This is a genomic window from Rathayibacter sp. VKM Ac-2759 (assembly GCF_009834225.1).
Lineage (GTDB): Bacteria > Actinomycetota > Actinomycetes > Actinomycetales > Microbacteriaceae > Rathayibacter.
Window position 1 is genome coordinate 2,333,118 of sequence record NZ_CP047176.1, and the last position, 22,212, is coordinate 2,355,329.

A 22,212-nucleotide genomic window follows, 5' to 3' on the forward strand; every position below is an offset into this window, starting at 1 on the left:
GCCGCCGAGGGCGACGCCTCCTTGGACGGGGGTCGTTCAGCTCTTGGCGAGGAACTCGCGGTCGCGCTCCTGCACTCGGCGCTCGAGCGCCGCGCGGAGGCGGTCGTGACCCGCGAGCACCGGATCCCCCTCGAGCAGCCGCTCGGCCAGCGCCCGGGCCTCGACGATGAGCGGCGCGTCCTGCACCACGCGCAGCAGACGGAGGGAGGAGCGCCCGCCCGACTGCGAGTCGCCGAGCACGTCGCCCTCGCGCCGCAGCTCCAGGTCGACCTCGGCGAGCTCGAAGCCGTCGAGCGTCGCCGCGACCGCCTCGACGCGCTCCCGCGCGATCGTCCCCGCCTCCGATGCGGTGACGAACAGGCACACGCCCGGCACGCCGCCGCGCCCGATCCGCCCGCGCAGCTGGTGCAGCTGCGAGACGCCGAAGCGCTCGGCGTCGAGGACGATCATCATCGACGCGTTCGGCACGTCGACTCCCACCTCGATCACGGTCGTCGAGACGAGCACGTCGATCTCCCCCGCCGCGAAGGCCCGCATCACGGCGTCCTTCTCGTCGGTCGTCATGCGGCCGTGCAGGGCGGCCGAGCGGCGCTGGGACAGCAGGGCGTGCGCGCGCACCCCCTCGATCGTCTGGGCGACGGTCGAGAGCGGGGTGGCCGCGTCCTCGGGAGCGACGGCACCCTCCGCGACCTCGCCCGGCTCGATCGCGGGGCACACGATGTAGATCTGGTGACCCGCCCGGATCTCCTCCTCGGCCCGCTCCCACGCCCTGGCGATCAGCCCGGGCTTGTCGGTGAGGGACACGACGTGGCTCGTGATGCCGGGGCGCCCCGCGGGCAGCTCGCGGATGGTCGAGGTGTCGAGATCGCCGAAGACGGTCATCGCGACCGTCCGCGGGATCGGAGTCGCGGTGAGCACGAGCACGTGGGGCGGCGTCGCTCCCTTGCGGCGCAAAGTGTCGCGCTGGTCGACTCCGAAGCGGTGCTGCTCGTCGATGACGACGAGGGCGAGATCGTAGAACGAGACCTTGTCGCCGAGGAGCGCGTGCGTGCCGACGACGATCTTCGCGGTCCCCGAGACGATGCGCAGCAGCGCCGCTCGTCGCTCCGCGGCGCCGAGGCCGCCGGTGAGCAGCGTCGGCACCAGCTCGGCCGAGAGCGCGGGGCCGAGGGTCTTCACGATCGAGCGCAGGTGCTGCCCGGCGAGCACCTCGGTCGGCGCGAGCAGGGCGGCCTGACCGCCGCTCTCGGCCGCCGTCAGCATCGCGCGCAGCGCCACCAGCGTCTTGCCCGAGCCGACCTCGCCCTGCACCAGCCGCGACATCGGGCTCTCGGTCGCCAGGTCGTCCGCGATCTCGGCTCCGACGGCCCGCTGGTCGCCGGTGAGGTCGAACGGCAGGGCGGAGTCGAAGCGCTCCAGCAGACCGCCGGGCGAGGGCGTCCGCGCCGTCGCCGGGGTGGCCTTCGCGGCCAACCGCCGCTCGAGCAGGGCGAGCTGCAGGAGGAACGCCTCGTGGAAGCGCAGGGTCTCGCGCGCCTGCGCTTCCTCGCCCTCGCGCTGCGGCCGGTGGATGAGCTCGAGCGCCTCGCCGAGGGGCATCAGCGACCGGCCGGCGCGCACCGACTCGGGTATCGGGTCGGGGACCTCGCCCAGACCGTCGAGCAGGACGGCCATCGCGGCCTGGAGCTGCCAGCTCGAGATCGCGCTCGTCGCGGGGTAGATCGGGATCGGCCGCTCCGCCCAGTCCTTCGCGAGCTCGACCCCGCCGGCCGCGACGGCCTCCTCCTCGTCGAAGAGGCGGTAGTCGGGGTGGGTGAGCTGCTTCGTGGTGCGGAACATCGAGACGGTGCCGGCGAAGATCCCCCGCGCGCCGCGGTGCAGCTGCGCCTTCCGCCACGGCTGCCCGAAGAAGGTGAGCGAGAGGGTGCCCGTGCCGTCCGAGATGATCACCTCGAGCAGACTCCCCCTGCGGTTCTTCATCGGCCGCTCGTGCACCTCGCGCACCTCGGCCACGATCGTGACGCTCTCGCCGACCGGAAGCTGCGAGAGCGCGGTCAGCTCGCCGCGCTTGGCGTACCGGCGCGGGTAGTGCCCGAGCAGCTCGCCGACCGTGCGGTAGCCGAACGCCTTCTCGACGGCGGCCGCCGTGCGCGGGCCGACCGCCGCCGCGAGGCCGGCGTCGAGGGGGTCCTGGATCACCTTGCGATCATAGGGCGGGGGTCCGACGCTGCTGCGGGGCGAACACCGAGCGCGGCAGCACTGCGGCGAACACCCGGCGCGGGACGCCGGCCTCGGCGCGGAGCTCGGCGACCACCCGGGTCGACGCGTCCCACGACGAACCGGAGCCGGCCGCGACGGGCGCGTACCGCACCCGCTCCAGGGTCTGGCGGAGGGTCCTCAGGTCCGCCCGCGCCTCGTCGCTCCCGAGGGACGAGGCGATCAGGGCCTCCTGCGAGCGAGGAGTCGCGGTCGACTCGACCGGGATCCCGAGGTCGCGCGCGCTCGCGAGCAGCTCGGTCCAGGCCGCCTCCGTGGATCCGCCCGCCGCCGATCGCCGCCGCAGCGCCCGCTGGACGACCCGCAGCAGCCACGGCACCAGCAGGACCAGCAGGAGGAGCACCCACGCGGTCACCGCGGGCGCGCTCGTCGCGGCCGATCCGCCCAGCGCACCGGCGGTGGCCGTCGGGGTCGCCGCGCTCGCTGTCGGAGCCGCGCTGGCCTCGGCGGTCGTTCCCGGAGCCGCACTCGCCTCGGCACCCGGCGTGCTCGACCCCGTCGAGGAGGTCGCGCTCGGGAGGGTGTACGACGCGGGAGCGCCGCGGCTCGGGGTCGGTTCGAAGGGCAGCCAGCCGACGCCCTCGAAGTAGAGCTCGGGCCACGCGTGCAGGTCGGAGGACATCACGCGGTACGTGGTGAGGTCGCTGTCGCTCGAGGGCACGACCGAGCCCGGCTGGTAGCCGATGGCGAGTCGTGAGGGGATGCCGAGCTCGCGCGCCATGACCGCCATCGCCGAGGCGAAGTGCACGCAGTAGCCCTCGCGGACCGTCAGGAACGCCTCCAGCACGCCGACTCCGTCGCCGTCGTAGCCCTCCTCGGCCGGGGTGTCCTCGGAGTAGGTGAACTCCGACGAGCGGAAGTACGACTGCAGCGATCGCGCCTGGTCGTACGCGGTGGTGTCGTCGGCGGTCACGTCGGCGGCCGTGGCCCGCACGATCTCCGGCACGTCGTCGGGGAGCGACAGGTAGCGCTCGAGTCCGGCGGGCGCCGGAGCGTCGAGGAGCTGCTGGGGATCGGGCTCGAGGCGGAGCGCCTGCACATCGTAATCGTCGCCCGCGCGCGTGGTCGCGTCACCGCGGATCGAGCCGTCCTGCACGTCCTGCAGCCAGCCGTCGCCGACCCCGCTGAGCGACTCGACCGGGTACGGCACCGGCAGCCACTGGCTCCTGAGCGTCTCGACCGAGACGTCGACCTCCTCGCTGAGCCGCGGCACGCTCTCGGAGAGCCCCTCCGGCGCGATGGGGGCGTCGATCGGAGCCGTCTCCTCCGTGGCGCTCGGCGCCCAGTTCTCGCCCTCGAAGTCGGAGACGGTGAGCACCCGGAGGTACACGGGGAGATCGGAGTCGGTGGCGTAGCGCAGCACCGTCACCGGGTCCGGCCGGCGCAGGTCGGCGCCGAGCGCGACCACGGGGTCGATCGACCCGTTGAAGAGCGTGCCGGAGACCCCGGAGGAGGTGGAGCTGCGGACGTACCCCGAGGCCGACCCCGCGAGCAGGCCCGCGGCGACCACCACGACTCCCACGACCGCGAGAGCCGGGGCCGCGGACGGGAACGACGGCCGGCGCGCGCCCGTGCGGCGCGGGCGCGCGCTCACCGCGAGGATCGCGGCGTAGGCGAGCGCGGTGAGGACCAGACTCGGCCACGAGACGTCGGCCGGATCGATGACCGCGGGCACCGCCAGCAGCGCCGCCGGGAACAGCCCGGCCAGCGCGGGGAGCCGCACCGAGAACGCGAAGAGGTCGGTGGCCCACGCGAGCACCACGACACCGCCGACCAGCAGGAACGCGATGCCGTCGTCGGCGACGGCCGGGAGTCCCTGCTGCGCGATCGACGTGAAGCCCGACTGCGCGAGCGCCCGCGCGTCGGCCAGTGCCGACGGCGTCGGGACGACGAAGAGGAGCGAGCGCGCGGGCACGAACATCGCCGTCACGACCACGACGGCCGTGAGGGTGGCGAGGATCGGCGGCACGACGGGATGCGCGCGCAGCGCCCGGGCACCCGCGGGGACGGCGAGGACGAGGCCGACCGCGATGCTCAGCTGCACGAGCCAGCCGACTCCGGTGAGCAGCCGACCGGTGCCCGAGGCCGCCGCCACGATCGCCACCCAGAAGAGGACGCTCAGCAGCACGGAGCCGGCGCGGCCGTCGCGGCGCGTCATGCGACCACCCGGAGCGCCAGGGCGTCGGCCCACGCCTCCTCGATGCGGGTGCTCGGCGTCACGGAGACGGCGTACCAGCCGAGCGAGGTCAGCACCGCCTCCTCCTCGGGGCTGGCGTCGACCACGAACGCGAGCGCGGGCCGGGCGTGCGCGGCGAGCGAGGCGAGGGAGGCCAGGTCCTCCTCGCGCAGCCGGGAGAGCACGGCGAAGACGGGGCGCACGCCTCCGGCCTCGCGCATCTCGCTCGCGATGCGGCCGACGGCCTCGACGGAGTCGGTGGCAGCCTCGAGCTCGGCGAGGCGGAGGAGCACGTCGTGCGCGACCTCGCGCTCGTCCTCGGAGGGCGCGAGAGCGCCTGTCGACCCCGTCTCGACCAGGTGGGTCTCGAAGCCGCGCTCCAGGAGGTGGACGGCGAGCGAGGCGGTCATCGAGACGGCCCACTCGAACCGCTCGTCGCGGCGCCCGTCGAGCATCCTGCTCGCCCGCGTCTCGAGCAGGATCCAGGCGTGCGGGTCGGTGTTCTGCTCGTCCTGACGGACCTTGAGCTCACCCGATCGTGCACTGGCGCGCCAGTGCACGCGCCGCATCGCGTCGCCCGGCCGGTAGTCGCGCGGAATGACGTCGTCGGTCCCCGCCCCCGCCGTCGCGTGCGCGACCGGGCTCGACCCGCCGGCGCCGTGGGCGTCGAGCACGTCGCTCTGCAGCGGCGCGGCCCGCGGAGTCACGACGAAGGGCTGCGCCGCCCCCGCGGAGGTCTCGCGCAGCGCCATGCCCAGCGCGTCGCCGCGCACGAGCCGGAGCGGGCCGATCCGGTGGATCCCGCGACGCCCCGCGGGCAGCCGGTAGCGGGCGCGGACGCGGCCCGAGCCGCTTCCCGCCGCGCCGACGGGAGGCAGGGTGAACCCGCCGCGCGCGACGATCCAGCCCGCGGCCTCGCCGCGCTCGATCCGCTCGAGACGGTCCTCGGCGCGCGCACCGGCCCGGAGCGGCCCGCCGCGGTTCTCGAGCAGCACATCGACATCGACCACGTCGCCCACCGCGACCACGCGCGGCGCGAAGCGGCGCTGCACCTGGAGTGCCGGGCTGCCCGGGATCAGCGAGACGACGGCTCCGAGCGGGAGCCCCAGCAGCACGAGCCCGACGAACAGCAGCTCGCGGAAGCCGAGCAGCGGAGCCGCGATGACGGCCGCCGTCCCGACGGCGACGAACGCCCAGCCGCGCACCGTCAGTGCGACGCCCGCGAGGGCCGGCAGCGCACCGATGCGCGTCGAGGGCGCGTCGCCCCCGCGCGGATCAGGCGCCACGGCCGCTGAAGGGCACGGGGGTCGCGGCGATGATCCGCTGCACGATCTCGGTCACGGAGTGGGAGGCGCTCGTCCCGGAGCGTCCGGGCAGGCGCGTCGCCGGCAGCAGACGGTGGCCGAGCACCGGCACCGCGAGGGTGTCGATGTCGTCGGGCACGACGAAGTCCCGGTCGTTGATCGCCGCGAGCGCCTTCGCCGCGGCGATGAGCTGCAGGGTCGCGCGCGGGCTCCCTCCGAGGCGCAGCTCCGGGTCGATCCGGGTGGCCTGCATGATCGCCACCACGTACTCCTGCACCGGCGGTGCGACGTAGATCGACTGGACGTAGTCGATCATCCGCTCCAGCTGGTCGCGCGTGACGACCGCGCGCAGCTCCTCCAGCGGGCTCCGCGCGTCGCGCGTGCGGATCATCTCGAGCTCGGCGCGCTCGTCGGGGTAGCCCAGAGAGAGACGCGCCATGAAGCGGTCGCGCTGCGCCTCGGGGAGGCTGTAGGTGCCCTCCATCTCGACCGGGTTCTGGGTCGCGACGACCGCGAAGGGCCGCGACAGGAGGTGCGTGATGCCGTCGACCGAGACCTGGCGCTCCTCCATGCACTCCAGCAGCGCCGACTGCGTCTTGGGCGAGGCGCGGTTGATCTCGTCGCCGATCAGCACGTTCGCGAAGACGGGGCCGGGCTTGAACTCGAAGTCGCGCGTCGCCTGGTTGTAGACCGAGACCCCCGTGACGTCGGAGGGGAGCAGGTCGGGGGTGAACTGGATCCGCGAGACGGTGCCCCCCACGGAGGCGGCGAGCGACTTGGCGAGCACCGTCTTCCCGGTGCCGGGGACGTCCTCCATCAGGAGGTGCCCGCCCGCGAGGAACACCGTGAGCGCCATCGAGACCTCGGCGTCCTTGCCGTCGATCACGCGGGTCAGATTCGACAGGATCGCGGCGCAGTGCTCGGTGAACTCCTCCCGCGACATCGACGCTCCCGTGCCAGGGGCGGAGCCGACGGTGGAGGGGTGCGAGTCGAGGGACGTCATAGCTGGTGATTCTCGCAGTCCGAGCCGGAAAACGGCTCAGGGTTCGCAGGGGTCTCCCGGGCGGCCGCGGCGCCGTATGCTCGGGTCGGTGACCAGGATCATCGCCGGCTTCGCCGGGTCCCTCACCCTCCGCGTCCCCCGCACGGGCACCCGGCCGACCAGCGACAGGGTCCGCGAGGCGGTCTTCTCGGCCCTCGAGGCCCGTGACGCGCTCGACGGGGCGACGGTCGTCGACCTGTACGCGGGATCGGGCGCCCTCGGGCTCGAGGCCGCGAGCCGGGGCGCGAGCGCGATCGTGCTGGTCGAGCGCGACCCGAAGGCGGCGCGCACCGCGGGTGAGAACGCTCGGGCCATCGTCTCGGCCGCCGCCTCGAACCGGGTGACCCGGCCGAGGATCGAGGTCGCGACCGCGTCCGTGCGCTCGTTCCTCGACGGCTCCCCCGCCCTCAACGTCGACACGGTGTTCCTCGACCCGCCCTACGACCTCGGCGAGGACGACCTCGCCGCGGATCTGGCCGGGGTGCTGCCGCTCCTCCGCGAGGACGCGGTCGTGGTCGTCGAGCGCAGCTCGCGCAGCCCCGAGCCGCGGTGGCCGGCCGGACTCGTGCGCGACAAGCGCAAGGACTACGGCGAGACGACGATCTGGTGGGCGACGCCCGCGAGCGATCAGCCCGCCGCGCCGTCCCAGCCCAGGTAGGGGTCCCAGCCGCCGCGATCGAGGAGGGCCTCGCCGCCGAGCCGCACCTCCGGCTCGCCCTCGCGCACCGCGCCGAGCGCGGTGAATCCCGGAGGCAGTGCCGCCGCGCGCGGGAAGCAGGCGAGCATCGCGTGGTCCTCGCCGCCGCCGAGGACCAGGGTGCGGGCGAGCGCCGCCTCGGTCCCGGGCAGCAGTCCCGCGTGGCGGTCGACCGCGGCGGGATCGAGATCGATCACCACTCCGCTCGCCCGCGCCATCCGGCGGGCGTCGAGCACGACGCCGTCCGAGACGTCCATCATCGCCGTCGCGGAGTCGCCCGCCGCGATCCCGGCCGCGATCGGCGGGGTCGGCCGCAGCTGGGCGTCGAGCACCTCCGGGAACCGCTCGCGGAGGCCTCTCGCCAGCGCCGCCGACGGCTCCCCCGCGGTGGTCGCCTGCTCGAAGAGGAGGCGCAGGCCGAGCCCCGCCGCGCCGAGGGTTCCCGCGGTCGCGACCACGTCGCCGGGCCGGGCTCCACTGCGCAGCACGGGCGCGCGACCGTCGAGCGAGCCGAAGGCGGTGATCGCGAGGGTCAGGGTCGCGGAGGCGGAGAGGTCGCCGCCCACGACCGCGCATCCCGGTGCCATCGCGGCGCAGCCGGCCGCGAGGCCGTCGGCGATGCCCTCGAGCACGTCGACCCCGAGGCCCTGCGGTGCGGCGATCGCCACGACGAGGGCCGTCGGCCGAGCCCCCATCGCGGCGACGTCCGACAGGTTCGACGCCGCCGCCTTCCAGCCGAGGTCGAACGGCGTCGACCAGGCGAGGCGGAAGTCGGGGCCGTGCACCATCATGTCGGTGGTCACGACGAAGCGGCCGTCGGGGGCGCGCAGCACGGCGGAGTCGTCGCCCGGCCCCACGAGCGTCTCCGCTCCGGAGGCGCCGCCGAGTCTCGTCAGCACCCTCGCGAGGACCTCGCCCTCGCTGAGCTCGGCCAGGGTGGGGCTCGGATGAGGTGCCATGGTTCACACGCTAGCGTTGCCCTCGATGTCCGCTCGCCGCCTCCGCACCCCGCTCGTCGCCCTCTCCGCGGTGCTCCTGCTCTCGGGATGCTCCGCCGCCGTCGCTCTCGAGCCGGCCGCCGAGGCGACGGACCCCGGGTGCGCCGAGGTCTCGGTGCGCCTGCCCGACGTGGTGGCCGACCAGCCGGAGCGCGAGACGAACGCACAGGGCACGGCCGCCTGGGGCACGCCGGCCGCCGTCATCCTGCACTGCGGAGTCGAGCCGCCCGGGCCGACGACCGACCTCTGCGTCTCGGTCAACGGCGTCGACTGGATCATCGACGAGACCCGGGCCGACGAGGACATCTACACGCTGACCACCTACGGCCGCGATCCGGCCGTGGAGATCACGGTCGACCAGAGCCGCGCCTCCGGCACGTCGGCGGTCACCGACCTCGCCAACGCCGTGTCCTACCTCCCGCAGGACCGGCAGTGCACGGACGTCTCCGACAGCGACACCCTCGACACGACGGGCACCCCCTCCGGCTGACTCCGCCGGAGTGACTCCCCTGTGGGCTGCTCGACCAGCAGGCGCTCGCGGGCTCGCGCCCTCAGGCGTCGAGCGCGCTGCTCACCACGCGGAGCGCCCGGTCCGCCGGCGCGCCGAGCGACCGCGCCCGCTCGGCGTAGACGGCGGCGGCGAGCTGCAGCTCGCGCTCGACGCCCTCGATGCCGCCCGCGACGACCGTTCCTGCCCGTCCGCGCGTCTCGACGACTCCCGCCGCCTCCAGCTCCTTGTACGCGCGGGCGACCGTCCCCGGAGCCACGCCGAGCTGCTCGGCCAGCGCCCGGACCGCGGGCAGACGCGTGCCCAGCGGCAGCGCACCCGCGGCGACCCGCGCCGCGATCTGCTCGCGGATCTGCTCGAACGGCGAGGCTGGCGCCTCCGGATCGACGCGGAGGTCGAGGGTCACCGTGCGGCGACCGGGAGCCGCTCGAGGGCGAGGTCGATGAGCTCGCCGATCAGGTCGGGGTAGTCGACTCCGCTCGCGCCCCACATGCGCGGGAACATCGAGATCGGCGTGAAGCCGGGCATCGTGTTGATCTCGTTGATGACGAAGCCCTCGGCGGTGAGGAAGAAATCGACCCGGGCGAGCCCCGCCGCTCCGATCGACTCGAACGCCTTCACGGCGAGCCCGCTCATCTCGGCGAGCTCCTCGGCACTCAGCTCGGCCGGGCAGACCAGGTCGATGCCCGCAGCGCCGAGGTACTTGGCCTCGAAGTCGTAGAAGCCGCCTCCCGAGACGACGACCTCGCCCGCCACCGAGGTGCGCGCCGGCGCGCCCCCGAACGCGCCGAGCACGCCGATCTCGATCTCGCGGCCGGCCATGCCCGACTCGATGAGCACGCGCGAGTCGTGCACGAACGCCTCGTCGAGCGCGGCGCCGAGCTGCGAGCGCTCGTCCACTCGGCTCACGCCGACGCTCGAGCCGGCGCGGGCCGGCTTCACGAACACGGGCAGACCGAGGTCGTCGAGTGCCGCGGAGGCGTCGCCCGGATCGGCCCGCCACTCGGCCTCGGTGACGGTGTACCAGGGCGCGACCGCGATGCCGGCCGCGCGGAGGACCGTCTTGGTGAAGTGCTTGTCCATCCCGAGCGCCGACGCGAGCACGCCCGACCCGACGTAGGGCAGGCCGATCAGCTCGAGGAGCCCCTGGATCGTGCCGTCCTCGCCCCACGGGCCGTGCAGGATCGGGAAGACGACGTCGACATCGCCCAGCGAGCGCACGGAGCCGCCGTCGGCGACCGTCAGCTCGCGCGACAGGGCCGACTCCGGCCAGCGCACACGGCTGCCGTTGTCGACGACCTCGGGCAGCGCCGCGGCGTCGAGCGCGAACTTCTCGGGCCGGTCCTCCTCGAGCACGAACGCCCCGTCGCGGGTGATCCCCACGGGGATCACCTCGAAGCGGTCACGATCGATCGCCCGCAGCACCCCCGCCGCCGTTGCGCAGCTGATCGAGTGCTCGCTTGAGCGCCCCCCGAACAGAACGGCCACGCGGAGCTTGCTGGTCATCGAGGTTCCTCTCACCCTGGGGCTCGTCCGAATCCGTGGTCAGGTGCGGCGCGATGTCCTTCGGATCGAGCGTACCGGCGAGCACCTGCGACACCTGCTCGACGATGGGCATGTCGACGCCCCTGGCGCGAGCGAGCTCGAGCACCGGCGCCACCGAGGCGAGCCCCTCCGCCGTCTGCTGCATCGACTTCACGACGTCGGTGAAGCTGTAGCCCTGGCCGAGCAGCCGCCCCGCGGTGTTGTTGCGCGACAGCGACGAGCTCGAGGTCGCGATCAGGTCGCCGAGGCCCGCGAGCCCCGACATGGTCTCGGCCTTCGCTCCGTAGGCGACCGCGAAGTCGGTCATCTCGGCGAGGCCGCGCGTCATGATCGACGCCTTCGTGTTCTCGCCGTAGCCGACTCCGTCCACGATGCCGATGGCGACCGCGATCAGGTTCTTCAGCACCCCGCCGAACTCGGTGCCGATGACATCCGTGTTCACGAACGAGCGGAAGTAGCGGTTGGTGGCCGCGAGCGCCACCTCCTGGGCCGTGACCAGGCTCTCGGAGGCGATGACCGCGGCGGTCGGCTGCTCCTTCGCGATCTCGAGGGCGAGGTTGGGCCCGGAGGCGACCGCGATCCGGCTCGGGTCGATCGGCAGGACCTGCGAGATCACCTCGCTCATCCGCAGGCCCGAGCTCTTCTCGACGCCCTTCATCAGGCTGACGAGGACGGTGCGCTCGGTGAGGAACGGGGTGATCGCCTCGAGGTTGCCGCGGAGGGTCTGCGACGGGATCGAGAGGTAGATGTGGTCGGCGCCCTCGAGCGCCTCCTCGATGCGCGGCGTGGCCCGGATGTTGCGCGGCAGGTTGATGCCGGGGAGGTAGTCGCTGTTGCGCTTGGCCTCCGTGATCTCGCGGGCGAGCTCGGCGCGCCGCGCCCACATCACCACCTCGGATCCGCCGTCGGCGAGGATCTTGGCGAAGGTGGTGCCCCAGCTGCCGGCGCCCAGCACCGCCACGCGGCGCGGAACCGGGATCGGGCGCTTCTGGCTCCTACTGCTCGGACTCAAAGCGTCCCGTCCCCTTCTGGTTGTGCTCGGCCGGATTCCAGCGCTTCTCGGGAGCCGTCTCGCCGCGCAGCTCCTCGAGGAGCGCGGTGATCGCGGCCATCACGACGGCCGAGGCCTCGTTGAGGGTCGCGGAGTCGAGGCTCCGCCCGCGGAACGCGGACAGGTCGACCGGGTCGCCGACGAGGACGTCGACGCGCTTCCGCCGGAACAGCGTGACCTTCTTGGAGTAGCGCCCCATCAGCTGCTGGGTGCCCCAGTGCGCGACGGGGACGACCGGCAGGCCGTACTGCAGCGCCATCCGCACCGCGCCGGTCTTGCCGCGCATCGGCCAGAGCTCGGGGTCGCGGGTCAGCGTGCCCTCGGGGTAGATCAGCACCGATCCGCCCCGGTCGACCAGCTCCTTCGCCGCCTTGAGCGGCTCGCTGCCCCGCACCGAGCCCGCGCGCTCGACCGGGATCTGCCCGGAGGCGCGGAGGATCGCTCCGACGACGGGGACCGAGAAGAGCGACGCCTTCGCGAGGAACCGCGGCGCGCGACCGGCTCGCCACAGCGTCCAGCCCGTGATGAACGGGTCGATCTCGCTGTAGTGGTTCGGCGCGAACACGAACGCGCCGGTCTTGGGGATCTTGTCGATGTCGCGGACCCGGAGATCGACGGAGGCGGTCAGCGTCGGGACCACCGCCGCCGCGAGGAACCAGAAGACGGAGGGACGACTGCGTTCAGACACCCGCCCATCCTCGCATCCCGGGGCGGGCACCCCGGCTGCCCGCGCCCGCGCATCGCGAGACCGGGCGCTACCGTGGCGGCGTGACTCCCCTGCACCTCGCCCTCGCGACCGCCGCCGGCGCGGCTGCCGACGGCCGTCCTCTCGTCGTGTACGCGGTGGCGGCCGTGCTCATCGTCGCCCTCCTCCTCGTCCTCGTCGTCTCCCGCCTCATCGCGGCGCCGCGGGCTCTGGTCGAGGCCGGAGAGACCGGAGGCGTCGTGATCGCCGGCGGGGCGGACGTCACGCGCCTGCTCCGCTTCGGCGACCCGACCCTCCCGACCCCGGATCTCCACCCCTACCTCGTGGTCGATCCGACCGCCGAGGTGCTGATCGTGCGGGTCGCGGGCCGGCGGATCGAGATCCTCTGGGACGAGATCCGCACGGTGGAGCGGCGGACCGTGGGTCTTCGCGGGCGCAGCGCCGTCGTCGTCTCGGTCTCCCGCGGACGGCGGCCGAGATCTGCTGTCCTGCGTCTGGTCGAGGAGCCCGGGATCCTCGGCCTCCGCCCCGCCCCGGAGGCGAGCGTCGACCGCTTCCACCGGCGCCTGCTCGCGCGCATCGAGGCCGCCCGGCCCGCTCCGTGGGGCAGCCGCTGACCGAGGACCGGACACCGCCGGGAACGACGGAACCCCGGACCGTCGAGACGACCTGCGGGAGCAGGCGGCCTCGACGGCCCGGGGTTCCGGGGAGCGGTGGCTACGCGTCGAGCGAGAAGTCGGCTCCGAGCAGCTCGAGCTTGGTGAGGAAGTTCTCGTAGCCGCGGCTGATGATGCCGACGTTCGAGACGGAGGAGGTGCCCTCGGCCGAGAGCGCCGCGATCAGGTGCGAGAAGCCTCCGCGCAGATCCGGCACGACGATGTCGGCGCCGTGCAGCTTCGACGGGCCCGAGATGACCGCCGAGTGCATGAAGTTGCGCTGACCGAAGCGGCAGGCCTGCCCGCCGAGGCACTCGCGGTGGATCTGGATGGTCGCACCCATCTCGACGAGGGCGTCGACGAATCCGAAGCGCTGCTCGTAGACCGTCTCGTGCACGATCGAGACGCCCTTGGCCTTGGTCAGCGCGACGACGAGCGGCTGCTGCCAGTCGGTCATGAAGCCGGGGTGCACGTCGGTCTCGATGATGACCGGCTTCAGCTCGCCACCGGGGTGGTAGAAGCGGATGCCGTCCTCGGCGATCTCGAACGCGCCGCCGACCTTGCGGAAGACGTTGAGGAAGGTCGTCATCTCCTGCTGGCGGGCACCGCCGACGAAGATGTCGCCGTCGGTCGCGAGCGCCGCGGCGGCCCAGGAGGCGGCCTCGTTGCGGTCGAAGAGCGCGCGGTGGGTGTAGCCCGTGAGGCGGTCGACACCCTCGATGCGGATCACGCGGTCGGTGTCGACCGAGATGATGGCGCCCATCTTCTGCAGGATGTTGATGAGATCCATGATCTCGGGCTCGATGGCCGCACCCGAGAGCTCGGTGATGCCGGAGGCGCGCACCGCGGTCAGCAGGACCTGCTCGGTCGCTCCGACACTCGGGTACGGGAGCGAGACCTTGGCGCCGTGCAGGCCCTCGGGGGCCGACATGCGGATGCCCGAGGGCAGCTTCTCGACGATGGCGCCGAAGTTGCGGAGCACCTCGAGGTGGTAGTCGATCGGGCGGTCGCCGATGCGGCAGCCGCCGAGGTCGGGGATGAACGCCTCGCCCAGACGGTGCAGGAGGGGTCCGCAGAACAGGATCGGGATGCGGCTCGAGCCGGCGTGCGCGTCGATGTCGGCCATGTGCGCCGACTCGACGTTCGAGGGGTCGAGGATCAGCTCGCCGACCTCGGGGCCCTGCTTCACCTTGACGCCGTGGACCTCGAGCAGGCCCTTCACGACGCGGACGTCGCTGATGTCCGGCACGTCGCGCAGGGTCGACGCGGTCTCGCCGAGCAGAGCCGCGACCATGGCCTTGGTGACCAGGTTCTTCGCGCCCTTGAGCTCGATCCGGCCCTTGAGCGGGCGACCGCCGTTGATGGTGATCCGCTCGGTCGTCATCCCCACTCGGGCTCCCGCCGCCTTGGCATCCTGAAGCGCCGTCCTGGCGTCCTGAAGAAGTGTGTTCACGCTATTTCACCGGCAATGTCTTGGGCCGCCAGCTCTCGCGACGGGTCTCGAATTCGGAAATGAGCGCTTCGTCGCGCAGGGTCAGTCCGATGTCGTCCAGCCCCTCGATCAGGCGCCATCGAGTGTAGTCGTCGATCTCGAAGGGGAAGGTCTCGCCACCGGCGGTGACCGTACGGGCAACCAGATCGACGGTCAGTTCTATTCCCGGCCGCGACTCGATGATCGCCCAGATGCGCTCGATGTCGTCCTCGGCGACCGCGGCGGCGAGCAGGCCCTGCTTGCCGGAGTTGCCGCGGAAGATGTCGCCGAAGCGCGAGGAGAGCACGACGCGGAAGCCGAAGTCGCGCAGCGCCCAGACGGCGTGCTCGCGGCTGGATCCCGTGCCGAAGTCGGGCCCGGCGACGAGGATCTGCGCGCCCAGGTACGGCCCCTGGTTGAGGACGAAGTCCTCCTCCTGGCGCCAACCGTGGAACAGCGCGTCCTCGAAACCCGTCTTGGTGACGCGCTTGAGGAACACCGCGGGGATGATCTGGTCGGTGTCGACGTTGCTGCGCTTCAGCGGCGCGGCGATGGCCGTGACGGTCTCGAACTTCTCCATGATCAGGCCTCCACCAGTTCGCGAGCGGGCTCCAGATCGGACGGGCTGGAGAGGGTGCCGCGCACGGCGGTCGCCGCGGCGACCAGCGGCGAGACGAGGTGGGTGCGACCGCCCTTGCCCTGGCGGCCCTCGAAGTTGCGGTTCGACGTCGAGGCGCAGCGCTCACCCGGCGCGAGCTGGTCGGGGTTCATCCCGAGGCACATCGAGCAGCCGGCGAAGCGCCACTCGGCCCCGAAGTCGGTGAAGACCTTGTCGAGGCCCTCGGCCTCGGCCTCGATGCGCACGCGGGCGGAGCCGGGGACCACCATCACGCGGACGCCGGGCGCCTTGGTGCGTCCCGCGATCACGGAGGCGAAGGCCCGGAGGTCCTCGATGCGCGAGTTGGTGCAGGAGCCCATGAAGACCGCGTCGACCGGGATCTCCTTCATCGGAGTGCCCGCCTCGAGGTCCATGTACTCGAGGGCGCGCCGGGCGTTGGAGCGCTCGTTCGGGTCGTCGATCGACTCGGGGTCCGGGACGGCCTGCGAGAGCGAGACGCCCTGACCGGGGTTGGTGCCCCAGGTGACGAACGGCTCGAGCGTGTCGGCGTCGAGCACGACCTCGGCGTCGTAGACGGCGCCCTCGTCGGTGGGCAGCGTGCGCCAGTACGCGACGGCGTCGTCCCAGTCCTGGCCGGAGGGGGCGTGCGGACGGCCCTCGAGGTAGGCGAAGGTCGTCTCGTCGGGGGCGACCATTCCCGCGCGGGCGCCGGCCTCGATCGACATGTTGCAGATCGTCATGCGGCCCTCCATCGAGAGCGCGCGGATCGCGGAGCCGCGGTACTCGAGGACGTAGCCCTGCCCGCCTCCGGTGCCGATCTTCGCGATGACGGCCAGGATGATGTCCTTCGCCGTCACTCCCGGCTTGAGCGTGCCGTCGACGGTGATCGCCATCGTCTTGAACTGCTTCAGCGGCAGGGTCTGGGTCGCCATCACGTGCTCGACCTCGCTGGTGCCGATGCCGAAGGCCATCGCGCCGAACGCGCCGTGCGTCGAGGTGTGCGAGTCGCCGCAGACGACGGTGATGCCCGGCATCGTCAGGCCGAGCTGCGGCCCGACGACGTGCACGATGCCCTGCTCGACGTCGCCCAGCGAGTGCAGGCGCACGCCGAACTCGGCGCAGTTGCGGCGCAGTGTCTCGATCTGGGTGCGGCTGGTCAGGTCGGCGATCGGACGGTCGATGCCGACCGTCGGGGTGTTGTGGTCCTCCGTGGCGATCGTGAGATCGGGGCGGCGGACGGGGCGGCCGGCGAGCCGGAGGCCGTCGAACGCCTGCGGGCTGGTCACCTCGTGCACGAGGTGCAGGTCGATGTAGATCAGGTCGGGGGTGCCGTCCTTGCCCTTCGAGACGAGGTGGTCGTCCCAGACCTTCTCGGCCAGGGTCCGCGGTCGGGCGGGCACGGCGTCGTGGATCGTACTGTCGTTCATGTCGGTGGATTCTCTTCCTCGGGAAGGATGGTCAGCCCACGAGAGACACCGCGACGAGAGAGGCCTGTCAGATCGAGGTCTCGTCGCGGCGGAGAAGGAGGAGCCGGCCGAACAGCATTCCCCGAGGATAGCACCGCGCACGAGCGCGGCCCGGGGTCGCGCGACCGCCTGTCGCGAGCGCCGTCGGCGTCAGGGAGTGGCGAGCATGGCGATCAGCACCGCCGGCACCACGAGCAGCGCGGCCGCTCCGACGACCACGCCGCCGACGACGAAGACCGCGGCGGCCGCGGCTCCGAGCATGCCGACGATCCCGCCGCGCCGGGCGACCGGCAGAGCCTCGTGCTCGAACCACTCGCCGTCGAGCGGGTCGGGAGCCTCGGCCTGGTACCGGGCCGCCTCCTCGAGGCGCTGCGGGAGATCGGCGAGCATCCGCGCGGCGTGGGGCGACTCCGACGCGAGCTCGAGGGGCTCCACCAGCGCGCGCTCGGCCAGCTCGAAGGGGTCCTCGTCGGTGCTGACCAGCGCCCGCTCGAACGCGTTGAGCTCCTCCGGTGCCGCACCGCTCTCGATGAGGTAGCCCCACCGCCCCGCCTCGATCAGATCGCCGGAGCGGCGGTAGAGCTCGGAGAGGAGGATCCGCGGGTCGAGCCAGGTGGGATCGGCGGCGACGCAGCGCTCGAGCAGCGAGACGGCTCCACGGACGTCGCCCTCTGCGAAGCGCACCTTCGCGCGATCGAGGGCTTCGGCGGTGTCCATCCCTTCAGTATGCCTTTCGACAGCCGGGCTCTGCAGTCGAGGACACACGATGATGCGACCTGTTCGGGGGGCACGACACGATCGGGACGAGCGTCGTCAGCCCCTCGGGTCGAGGACCGCGTCGACCACGACGACGGTCACGTTGTCGCGCCCGCCGGCGGCGATCGCCTCGCGGACCAGGGACTGCGCGAGATCGACGGGGGCTATCCCGCCCGCATCGCGCCGCTCGAAGAGGTCGGCGATCCGCTCGTCCGAGAGCTCCTTGGTCAGCCCGTCCGAGCAGAGGAGGTAGCTCGCGCGCGGCACGATCGGCAGGGTCCACACGTCGGTCTCCACCTCGTCGTCCGCGCCGAGTGCCCGCGTGACGATGTTGCGGTCCGGATGCGACTCGGCGAGCTCGCGGCTGAGCAGTCCCGCCGCGACCAGCTCCTGCACGGCGGAGTGGTCGACCGTCAGCTGCTGCATCCCGGTGCCGTCCCAGCGGTAGACCCGCGAGTCGCCCACGTTGAACAGCGCCCAGCGGGCCGGGCCCGTCTCCTCCGGACGCACGAGGGTCAGCCCCGTGAGGGTCGTGCCGCACAGAGCGCCGCCCACGTCGAGACCGCGGACCGCGGTGTTCGCGGCCTCGACGAGGTCGAACACGGCATCGATCGGCCCGATCGCCGCCGGAGCGTTCGCGCGCAGGGTGTCGACCGCCGTCGAGCTGGCCAGATCGCCCCGAGCGTGACCGCCCATGCCGTCGGCGACCGCCAGGAGGATGTCGTCGGCGAGGAGGGCGTCCTCGTTGACCCGGCGCACGGTCCCGACATCGGTGCTGCTGGTCACCGACAGCCGCAGCACTCCCTGCGGGAGCTCGACGCTCGTCGCGCTCATCGTGCGGTCACTTCTCCTCGGCGCCCGACCGGGGCGCATCGGAGTCGGAGACGACCTCCGGGTGCCCGTCGTGCAGCTCGATGTGGCTGTGCTCGCGCCGCATCTTGAGCAGGCTCGCCGCCGTCGCCACCGTCATGCTGACCACGATCACGGCGAGGGACGTCCACGTGTCGATGTCCCAGACCGGGACGGGCTCGCCGCCGTTGAGGAACGGCAGGTCGTTCTCGTGCAGGGCGTGCAGCACGAGCTTCACGCCGATGAAGGCGAGGATGAACGCGATGCCGTACTTGAGGTACTCGAGCTTGTCGATGAGACCGCCCAGGAGGAAGTAGAGCTGGCGCAGCCCCATCAGCGCGAAGATGTTCGCGGTGAAGACGATGAAGGGGCTCTCGGTGATGCCGAAGATCGCCGGGATCGAGTCGAGCGCGAAGAGCAGGTCGGTCGAGCCGATCGCCAGGAACACGATCAGCATCGGCGTGAAGTAGCGCGTGCCGTCGATCGTCGTGCGGATCTTCGAGCCGTCGAAGCTGTCCGAGATCTTCACCCGGCGGCGGAGGAGGCGGATCAGCAGGTTGTCGGTGCCCTCGCTCTCGTCCTCCTTGCCGAACGCCTGGTTGTAGGCCGTGTAGACGAGGAACGCGCCGAAGAGGTAGAAGATCCAGCTGAAGCTCTCGATGAGCTGGGCTCCGAGCAGGATGAAGACGCCCCGGAAGACCAGCGCGATGATGATGCCCACCATCAGCACTTCCTGCTGGTACTTCGGAGGGACCGCGAAGCGCCCCATGATGATGACGAAGACGAACAGGTTGTCGATCGACAGGCTGTACTCGGTCAGCCATCCGGCGAGGAACTGCCCCGCCGTCTCGCCGTCGCCCAGCACCAGCATCGCCAGCGCGAACAGCAGCGCGAGGCTCACGTAGAAGCCGACCCAGAGTCCCGACTCCTTCAGGCTCGGGACGTGCGGGCGCTTGTAGACCAGCAGCAGGTCGGCCGCGAGGATCAGGCTCAGGACGACGAAGGAGCCGACCACGAACCAGACGGGCAGATCGATCATGGGGAGGGCCTTTCGGGGTGGGTGGGGGTCCGACGGTCTCTCCCCGGACGATCGGACGGCCTGGCCTGTCCGCTCACCCGCCCGCTCCCGGCATCGCGACGACGCGAGGCGTGCTGACGGGGGCGGGAAGGTCGGGATACTCCCCTTCGCGGATGCGAGCCTAGCGTCGATCGTGCGCGGGTTAAACGGAGAAGACCCCCGGCGGACCGGGGGCCTTCATCGTGTCGTGCACGCACGAAGGCCCCCGGCGAACCGAGGGCCTTCGTGATGTTGCCGTGGTGACCCCAGCGGGATTTGAACCCGCGTTACCGCCGTGAGAGGGCGACGTCCTAGGCCGCTAAACGATGGGGCCGCGTTTTTGCAACTCGAAGAGTGTTGCACACGGATCCGCATCGGTGCAAATCGAGGCCGGCGGCCGCCTTGCACCCGGCCGCCGGCCGCGCTTAGCTCGGGGCATGAGACTGACCAAGCTCGAGCACGCCACCGTCCTGGTCGAGGAGGCGGGCGCCCGCCTCGTGATCGACCCCGGCTCCTTCACCCGCCCCGTCGACGGCACCGCCGACACGGTCGCGGTCGTCATCACCCACGAGCACGCCGACCACTGGACCCCGGAGCAGCTGGAGCGGCTGCGCGCGGCGAACCCCGCGCTCCGCTTCTTCGGGCCCGCCGGCGTCGCCGCGGCCGCCGACGGCTTCGACATCGAGACCGTCGCGGACGGCGACGTGATCGAGGTCGGTCCGTTCGAGCTGCGCTTCTCGGGCTCCCGCCACGCGGTGATCCACCGCTCGATCCCGGTGATCGACAACGTGGGCGTGCTCGTGAACGGACGCCTGTACTACGCGGGCGACTCGTTCACCGTGCCGACCGGCGTCGACGTCGAGATCCTGGCCGCCCCCTCCGGCGCCCCGTGGATGAAGATCGCCGAGTCGATCGACTTCGTGCTGGAGCTGGCACCGCGGCACGTCTTCGCCACGCACGAGGCGGTCCTCTCGGAGGCGGGACAGAAGCTCGGCCACGACCGGCTGGGCTGGGCGACCCGCGAGGGCGGCGGCGAGTACCACGCGCTCGCGGCCGGAGACGTGCTCGAGGTCTAGCCGCCGGTCCAGCCCGGGGCGTCGGAGTCGACGACGCTCGCGAGGTCCGCACCGAACTCGAAGCTCCAGCGGGCGGCCTCGCCCGCCGTCAGGACGCCGGGGAGCCAGAACCGAGCGTCGTCCCACATGGCGGAGTAGGGGACCTCGGCGACCTGGACGAACCCGGCCGCCAGCTCGCTGGAGGCGACGACCTCGCCCTCGAAGCGCCGGCAGACGAAGACGTGGGAGCGCTGGCTCCAGGCCGGGCGGTGCGGGAAGCGGTAGTCGAGACGGCCGCGCGGCTCGAGATCGCGGGGCTCCGCACGGAGCCCCACCTCCTCCGCGAGCTCGCGCACGGCCGCCCGCACGGGTGACTCGCCGGGCTCGAGCTTGCCGCCCGGCGCGACGATCCGCCCCTCGCCGAGACCGCGGCGCTTGCGTCCGAGCAGCACCTCGGCTCCGCCGCCGGGCGACTCGCGGAGGACGTAGACGACGCAGACCTCGGGCAGGACGCTCACGCTCACCTCCGGTCGCCGCGGCAGGGGGCTCCGGACCGCCGTCGTAGGCTAGCCGGGTGACGACGACCGCGCTCGAGCGCTTCCAGGCCCTGCTGCGGGTCGACACGGTGTCGCACTCGGACGAGACGAAGACGGACTGGAGCCGGTTCCACGTGTTCGTCGAGCTGCTCGAGCAGCTCTACCCCGCCCTGCACGCGGCCCTCGACCGCGAGATCGTCGCGGGGCACTCCGTGCTCTGGCACTGGAAGGGCGCCGAGTCCGGCGACCCCTCGGTGCTGATGGCGCACTACGACGTGGTCAGCGTGACCCCCGAGGACTGGTCGAGCGCCCCCTTCGCCGCCGACACGGTCCTGCGGCCCGACGGGCGCACGGCGATCATCGGCCGGGGCGCCGTCGACGACAAGGGCTCGCTGGTGACCCTGCTCGAGGCCGTCGAGGCCGCGGTCGTCCGCGGCGAGCGGCCTCAGCGCGACGTCTACCTCGTCTCCACCCACAACGAGGAGACCGCGGGCGACGGCGCCCCCTCGGTCGTCGCCCTGCTCGCCGCCCGCGGGATCCGCCCGCGCTTCGTCCTGGACGAGGGCGGGAACGTGCGGCGCGGCATCCTGCCCGGCGTCACGACTCCGATCGCCGTCGTCGGCGTGACCGAGCGCGGCATCATGAACCTCGAGCTCACCTGCCACGACGCCGGAGGGCACGCCTCCGCTCCCCCGCCCCTGCCGGGGATGCTCGCGACGCAGCGCCTCGCCCGCGCGATCCACCGGCTCACCGAGAGCCCGTTCCCCTCGACGCTGCCCGAGCCGATCGCCGAGCTGGTCAGGGCCGCCGCCCCGCACGCCGACGCGGCGCACGCCGTCTGGTACGCGCACCCCCACGAGCACCCGGACGCGGTCATCGGCGCTCTCGCCGCGCACTCGAACCGCTCCGCCGCGATGCTGCGCACCACCGTCGCCGTCACCCAGCTGCGCGGCAGCACCGGAGCGAACGTGCTCGCCTCGACCGCCAGCGCCGTCGCGAACGTGCGCATCAATCCCGGCGGGACGGTCGCGGGAGTCGTCGAGCGGATCCGCGCGGTCATCGACGACCCCGAGGTCGAGATCTCGGTGCAGGTCGCGCACGAGCCCTCCCCCGTGTCGCCGACCGGCGAGCCGGGCGACGGCGGCCCGTACGACGTGCTGCACGGCGTCGTGCGCGAGGTGTTCCCGGAGGCGATCGTCGCACCGTACGTGCAGACGGGCGGCAGCGACGCCCGCCACTTCCACGCGATCAGCGACGGTGTGTACCGCTTCATCCCGTTTGAGATCAGCCCACAGCAGCAGCTCGGCATCCACGGCGCGGACGAGTCGATCGAGGTCGACCAGTTCGAGCGGGCGATCGTCTTCTACGCGACGCTCCTCACCCGGCTCTGAGCCGGCCCCGCTCCGAGCGCCCGGCGCGACAACGCGCCCGATTCTGGGAAAA

General features: G+C 72.5%; 21 protein-coding genes and 1 tRNA gene. 5 read left to right on the plus strand and 17 right to left on the minus strand.

What is annotated here, in order from left to right; all coding sequences use genetic code 11:
• Positions 1-36 precede the first annotated feature (36 nt).
• From GSU68_RS10810 to GSU68_RS10825, 4 genes are read right to left on the minus strand one after another with little or no spacing between them, the layout of a single operon-like run.
• The gene (locus tag GSU68_RS10810; RefSeq protein WP_159910249.1) at positions 37-2,196 is read right to left on the minus strand and encodes an ATP-dependent DNA helicase RecG; all 2,160 of its coding nucleotides are present in this window, start codon (positions 2,194-2,196) and stop codon (positions 37-39) included.
• A gap of 10 nt (positions 2,197-2,206) precedes the next feature.
• Positions 2,207-4,435, minus strand: coding sequence for a DUF3488 and transglutaminase-like domain-containing protein (locus GSU68_RS10815; RefSeq protein WP_159908191.1), 2,229 nt, complete (start codon positions 4,433-4,435; stop codon positions 2,207-2,209).
• Positions 4,432-5,739 (minus strand): DUF58 domain-containing protein, encoded by a 1,308-nt coding sequence (locus GSU68_RS10820; protein ID WP_159908193.1) that lies wholly within the window; start codon positions 5,737-5,739, stop codon positions 4,432-4,434. The genes GSU68_RS10815 and GSU68_RS10820 overlap by 4 nt, the downstream gene beginning before the upstream one ends.
• A complete protein-coding gene (locus GSU68_RS10825; protein ID WP_159910250.1) occupies positions 5,729-6,700 on the minus strand; it encodes a MoxR family ATPase in 972 nt (323 codons plus the stop codon). The genes GSU68_RS10820 and GSU68_RS10825 overlap by 11 nt, the downstream gene beginning before the upstream one ends.
• A 148-nt stretch (positions 6,701-6,848) precedes the next feature.
• Here GSU68_RS10825 and GSU68_RS10830 point away from each other — a divergent pair, with 148 nt between their 5' ends.
• A complete protein-coding gene (locus GSU68_RS10830) occupies positions 6,849-7,457 on the plus strand; it encodes an RsmD family RNA methyltransferase (protein ID WP_159908195.1) in 609 nt (202 codons plus the stop codon).
• Here GSU68_RS10830 and thiL read toward each other — a convergent pair.
• Positions 7,427-8,455: a thiamine-phosphate kinase gene (gene thiL, locus GSU68_RS10835; RefSeq protein WP_159908197.1), complete on the minus strand. Its 1,029-nt coding sequence runs from the start codon at positions 8,453-8,455 to the stop codon at positions 7,427-7,429. The two genes, GSU68_RS10830 and thiL, sit on opposite strands and share 31 nt — an antisense overlap.
• Before the next feature lie 25 nt (positions 8,456-8,480).
• Here thiL and GSU68_RS10840 point away from each other — a divergent pair, with 25 nt between their 5' ends.
• Positions 8,481-8,984 (plus strand): DUF3515 domain-containing protein, encoded by a 504-nt coding sequence (locus tag GSU68_RS10840; RefSeq protein ID WP_159908199.1) that lies wholly within the window; start codon positions 8,481-8,483, stop codon positions 8,982-8,984.
• Between the two features lie 61 nt (positions 8,985-9,045).
• On the opposite strand, the gene GSU68_RS10845 is transcribed toward GSU68_RS10840, so the two are convergent.
• The 4 genes from GSU68_RS10845 to GSU68_RS10860 are packed head-to-tail and all read right to left on the minus strand — an operon-like array spanning position 9,046 to position 12,286.
• Entirely contained in the window at positions 9,046-9,408 is a 363-nt protein-coding gene (locus GSU68_RS10845; protein ID WP_159908201.1) for a GntR family transcriptional regulator, read from the minus strand.
• Positions 9,405-10,508, minus strand: coding sequence for a D-alanine--D-alanine ligase family protein (locus tag GSU68_RS10850; RefSeq protein WP_159908203.1), 1,104 nt, complete (start codon positions 10,506-10,508; stop codon positions 9,405-9,407). Before GSU68_RS10850 ends, GSU68_RS10845 begins: the two co-directional genes overlap by 4 nt.
• Positions 10,405-11,559 carry an NAD(P)H-dependent glycerol-3-phosphate dehydrogenase gene (locus tag GSU68_RS10855; protein ID WP_244259243.1) on the minus strand — a complete coding sequence of 385 codons (1,155 nt, stop codon included), beginning with the start codon at positions 11,557-11,559 and terminating at the stop codon, positions 10,405-10,407. Before GSU68_RS10855 ends, GSU68_RS10850 begins: the two co-directional genes overlap by 104 nt.
• The gene (locus GSU68_RS10860) at positions 11,543-12,286 is read right to left on the minus strand and encodes a lysophospholipid acyltransferase family protein (protein ID WP_244259244.1); all 744 of its coding nucleotides are present in this window, start codon (positions 12,284-12,286) and stop codon (positions 11,543-11,545) included. Before GSU68_RS10860 ends, GSU68_RS10855 begins: the two co-directional genes overlap by 17 nt.
• Positions 12,287-12,366: 80 nt before the next feature.
• On the opposite strand from GSU68_RS10860, the gene GSU68_RS10865 reads away from it, so the two are divergent.
• A complete protein-coding gene (locus GSU68_RS10865) occupies positions 12,367-12,921 on the plus strand; it encodes a hypothetical protein (RefSeq protein ID WP_159908207.1) in 555 nt (184 codons plus the stop codon).
• Positions 12,922-13,021: 100 nt separating this feature from the next.
• Here the strand turns inward: GSU68_RS10865 and murA are convergent, their stop codons facing one another.
• The 7 genes from murA to GSU68_RS10900 form a co-directional block, all read right to left on the minus strand.
• A complete protein-coding gene (gene murA, locus GSU68_RS10870; protein ID WP_159908209.1) occupies positions 13,022-14,344 on the minus strand; it encodes a UDP-N-acetylglucosamine 1-carboxyvinyltransferase in 1,323 nt (440 codons plus the stop codon).
• A 70-nt stretch (positions 14,345-14,414) separates the two neighbouring features.
• Complete coding sequence (gene leuD, locus GSU68_RS10875; RefSeq protein WP_159908211.1) at positions 14,415-15,011, minus strand: 3-isopropylmalate dehydratase small subunit; 597 nt, start codon at positions 15,009-15,011, stop codon at positions 14,415-14,417.
• Positions 15,012-15,013: 2 nt separating this feature from the next.
• Entirely contained in the window at positions 15,014-16,477 is a 1,464-nt protein-coding gene (gene leuC, locus GSU68_RS10880; RefSeq protein ID WP_159908213.1) for a 3-isopropylmalate dehydratase large subunit, read from the minus strand.
• 189 nt (positions 16,478-16,666) lie between these two features.
• Positions 16,667-17,233, minus strand: coding sequence for a DUF6584 family protein (locus GSU68_RS10885; protein WP_159908215.1), 567 nt, complete (start codon positions 17,231-17,233; stop codon positions 16,667-16,669).
• A gap of 96 nt (positions 17,234-17,329) precedes the next feature.
• Positions 17,330-18,106, minus strand: coding sequence for a protein phosphatase 2C domain-containing protein (locus GSU68_RS10890; RefSeq protein ID WP_159908217.1), 777 nt, complete (start codon positions 18,104-18,106; stop codon positions 17,330-17,332).
• Between the two features lie 7 nt (positions 18,107-18,113).
• The gene (locus tag GSU68_RS10895) at positions 18,114-19,160 is read right to left on the minus strand and encodes a TerC family protein (RefSeq protein ID WP_159908228.1); all 1,047 of its coding nucleotides are present in this window, start codon (positions 19,158-19,160) and stop codon (positions 18,114-18,116) included.
• Positions 19,161-19,436: 276 nt separating this feature from the next.
• A tRNA-Glu gene (locus GSU68_RS10900) sits at positions 19,437-19,512 on the minus strand.
• A gap of 103 nt (positions 19,513-19,615) precedes the next feature.
• Here GSU68_RS10900 and GSU68_RS10905 point away from each other — a divergent pair.
• Complete coding sequence (locus GSU68_RS10905; RefSeq protein ID WP_159908230.1) at positions 19,616-20,254, plus strand: MBL fold metallo-hydrolase; 639 nt, start codon at positions 19,616-19,618, stop codon at positions 20,252-20,254.
• Here the strand turns inward: GSU68_RS10905 and GSU68_RS10910 are convergent.
• Positions 20,251-20,751: an NUDIX domain-containing protein gene (locus tag GSU68_RS10910; RefSeq protein WP_159908232.1), complete on the minus strand. Its 501-nt coding sequence runs from the start codon at positions 20,749-20,751 to the stop codon at positions 20,251-20,253. The two genes, GSU68_RS10905 and GSU68_RS10910, sit on opposite strands and share 4 nt — an antisense overlap.
• Before the next feature lie 56 nt (positions 20,752-20,807).
• Here GSU68_RS10910 and GSU68_RS10915 point away from each other — a divergent pair, with 56 nt between their 5' ends.
• On the plus strand, positions 20,808-22,160 hold the full coding sequence (locus GSU68_RS10915) for a M20/M25/M40 family metallo-hydrolase (protein ID WP_159908234.1): 1,353 nt from the start codon (positions 20,808-20,810) through the stop codon (positions 22,158-22,160).
• The last annotated feature ends 52 nt before the right edge of the window (positions 22,161-22,212 follow it).

Excerpts from the sequence above, each read along its gene's own strand:
- GSU68_RS10815 (WP_159908191.1), bottom strand. The coding sequence starts at position 4,435 with ATGACGCGCCGCGACGGCCGCGCCGGCTCCGTGCTGCTGAGCGTCCTC.
- GSU68_RS10825 (WP_159910250.1), bottom strand. The coding sequence starts at position 6,700 with ATGTCGCGGGAGGAGTTCACCGAGCACTGCGCCGCGATCCTGTCGAAT.
- thiL (WP_159908197.1), bottom strand. The coding sequence starts at position 8,455 with ATGGCACCTCATCCGAGCCCCACCCTGGCCGAGCTCAGCGAGGGCGAG.
- GSU68_RS10840 (WP_159908199.1), top strand. The coding sequence starts at position 8,481 with ATGTCCGCTCGCCGCCTCCGCACCCCGCTCGTCGCCCTCTCCGCGGTG.
- GSU68_RS10850 (WP_159908203.1), bottom strand. The coding sequence starts at position 10,508 with ATGACCAGCAAGCTCCGCGTGGCCGTTCTGTTCGGGGGGCGCTCAAGC.
- murA (WP_159908209.1), bottom strand. The coding sequence starts at position 14,344 with ATGACGACCGAGCGGATCACCATCAACGGCGGTCGCCCGCTCAAGGGC.
- leuD (WP_159908211.1), bottom strand. The coding sequence starts at position 15,011 with ATGGAGAAGTTCGAGACCGTCACGGCCATCGCCGCGCCGCTGAAGCGC.
- leuC (WP_159908213.1), bottom strand. The coding sequence starts at position 16,477 with ATGAACGACAGTACGATCCACGACGCCGTGCCCGCCCGACCGCGGACC.
- GSU68_RS10885 (WP_159908215.1), bottom strand. The coding sequence starts at position 17,233 with ATGGACACCGCCGAAGCCCTCGATCGCGCGAAGGTGCGCTTCGCAGAG.
- GSU68_RS10890 (WP_159908217.1), bottom strand. The coding sequence starts at position 18,106 with ATGAGCGCGACGAGCGTCGAGCTCCCGCAGGGAGTGCTGCGGCTGTCG.
- GSU68_RS10895 (WP_159908228.1), bottom strand. The coding sequence starts at position 19,160 with ATGATCGATCTGCCCGTCTGGTTCGTGGTCGGCTCCTTCGTCGTCCTG.
- GSU68_RS10905 (WP_159908230.1), top strand. The coding sequence starts at position 19,616 with ATGAGACTGACCAAGCTCGAGCACGCCACCGTCCTGGTCGAGGAGGCG.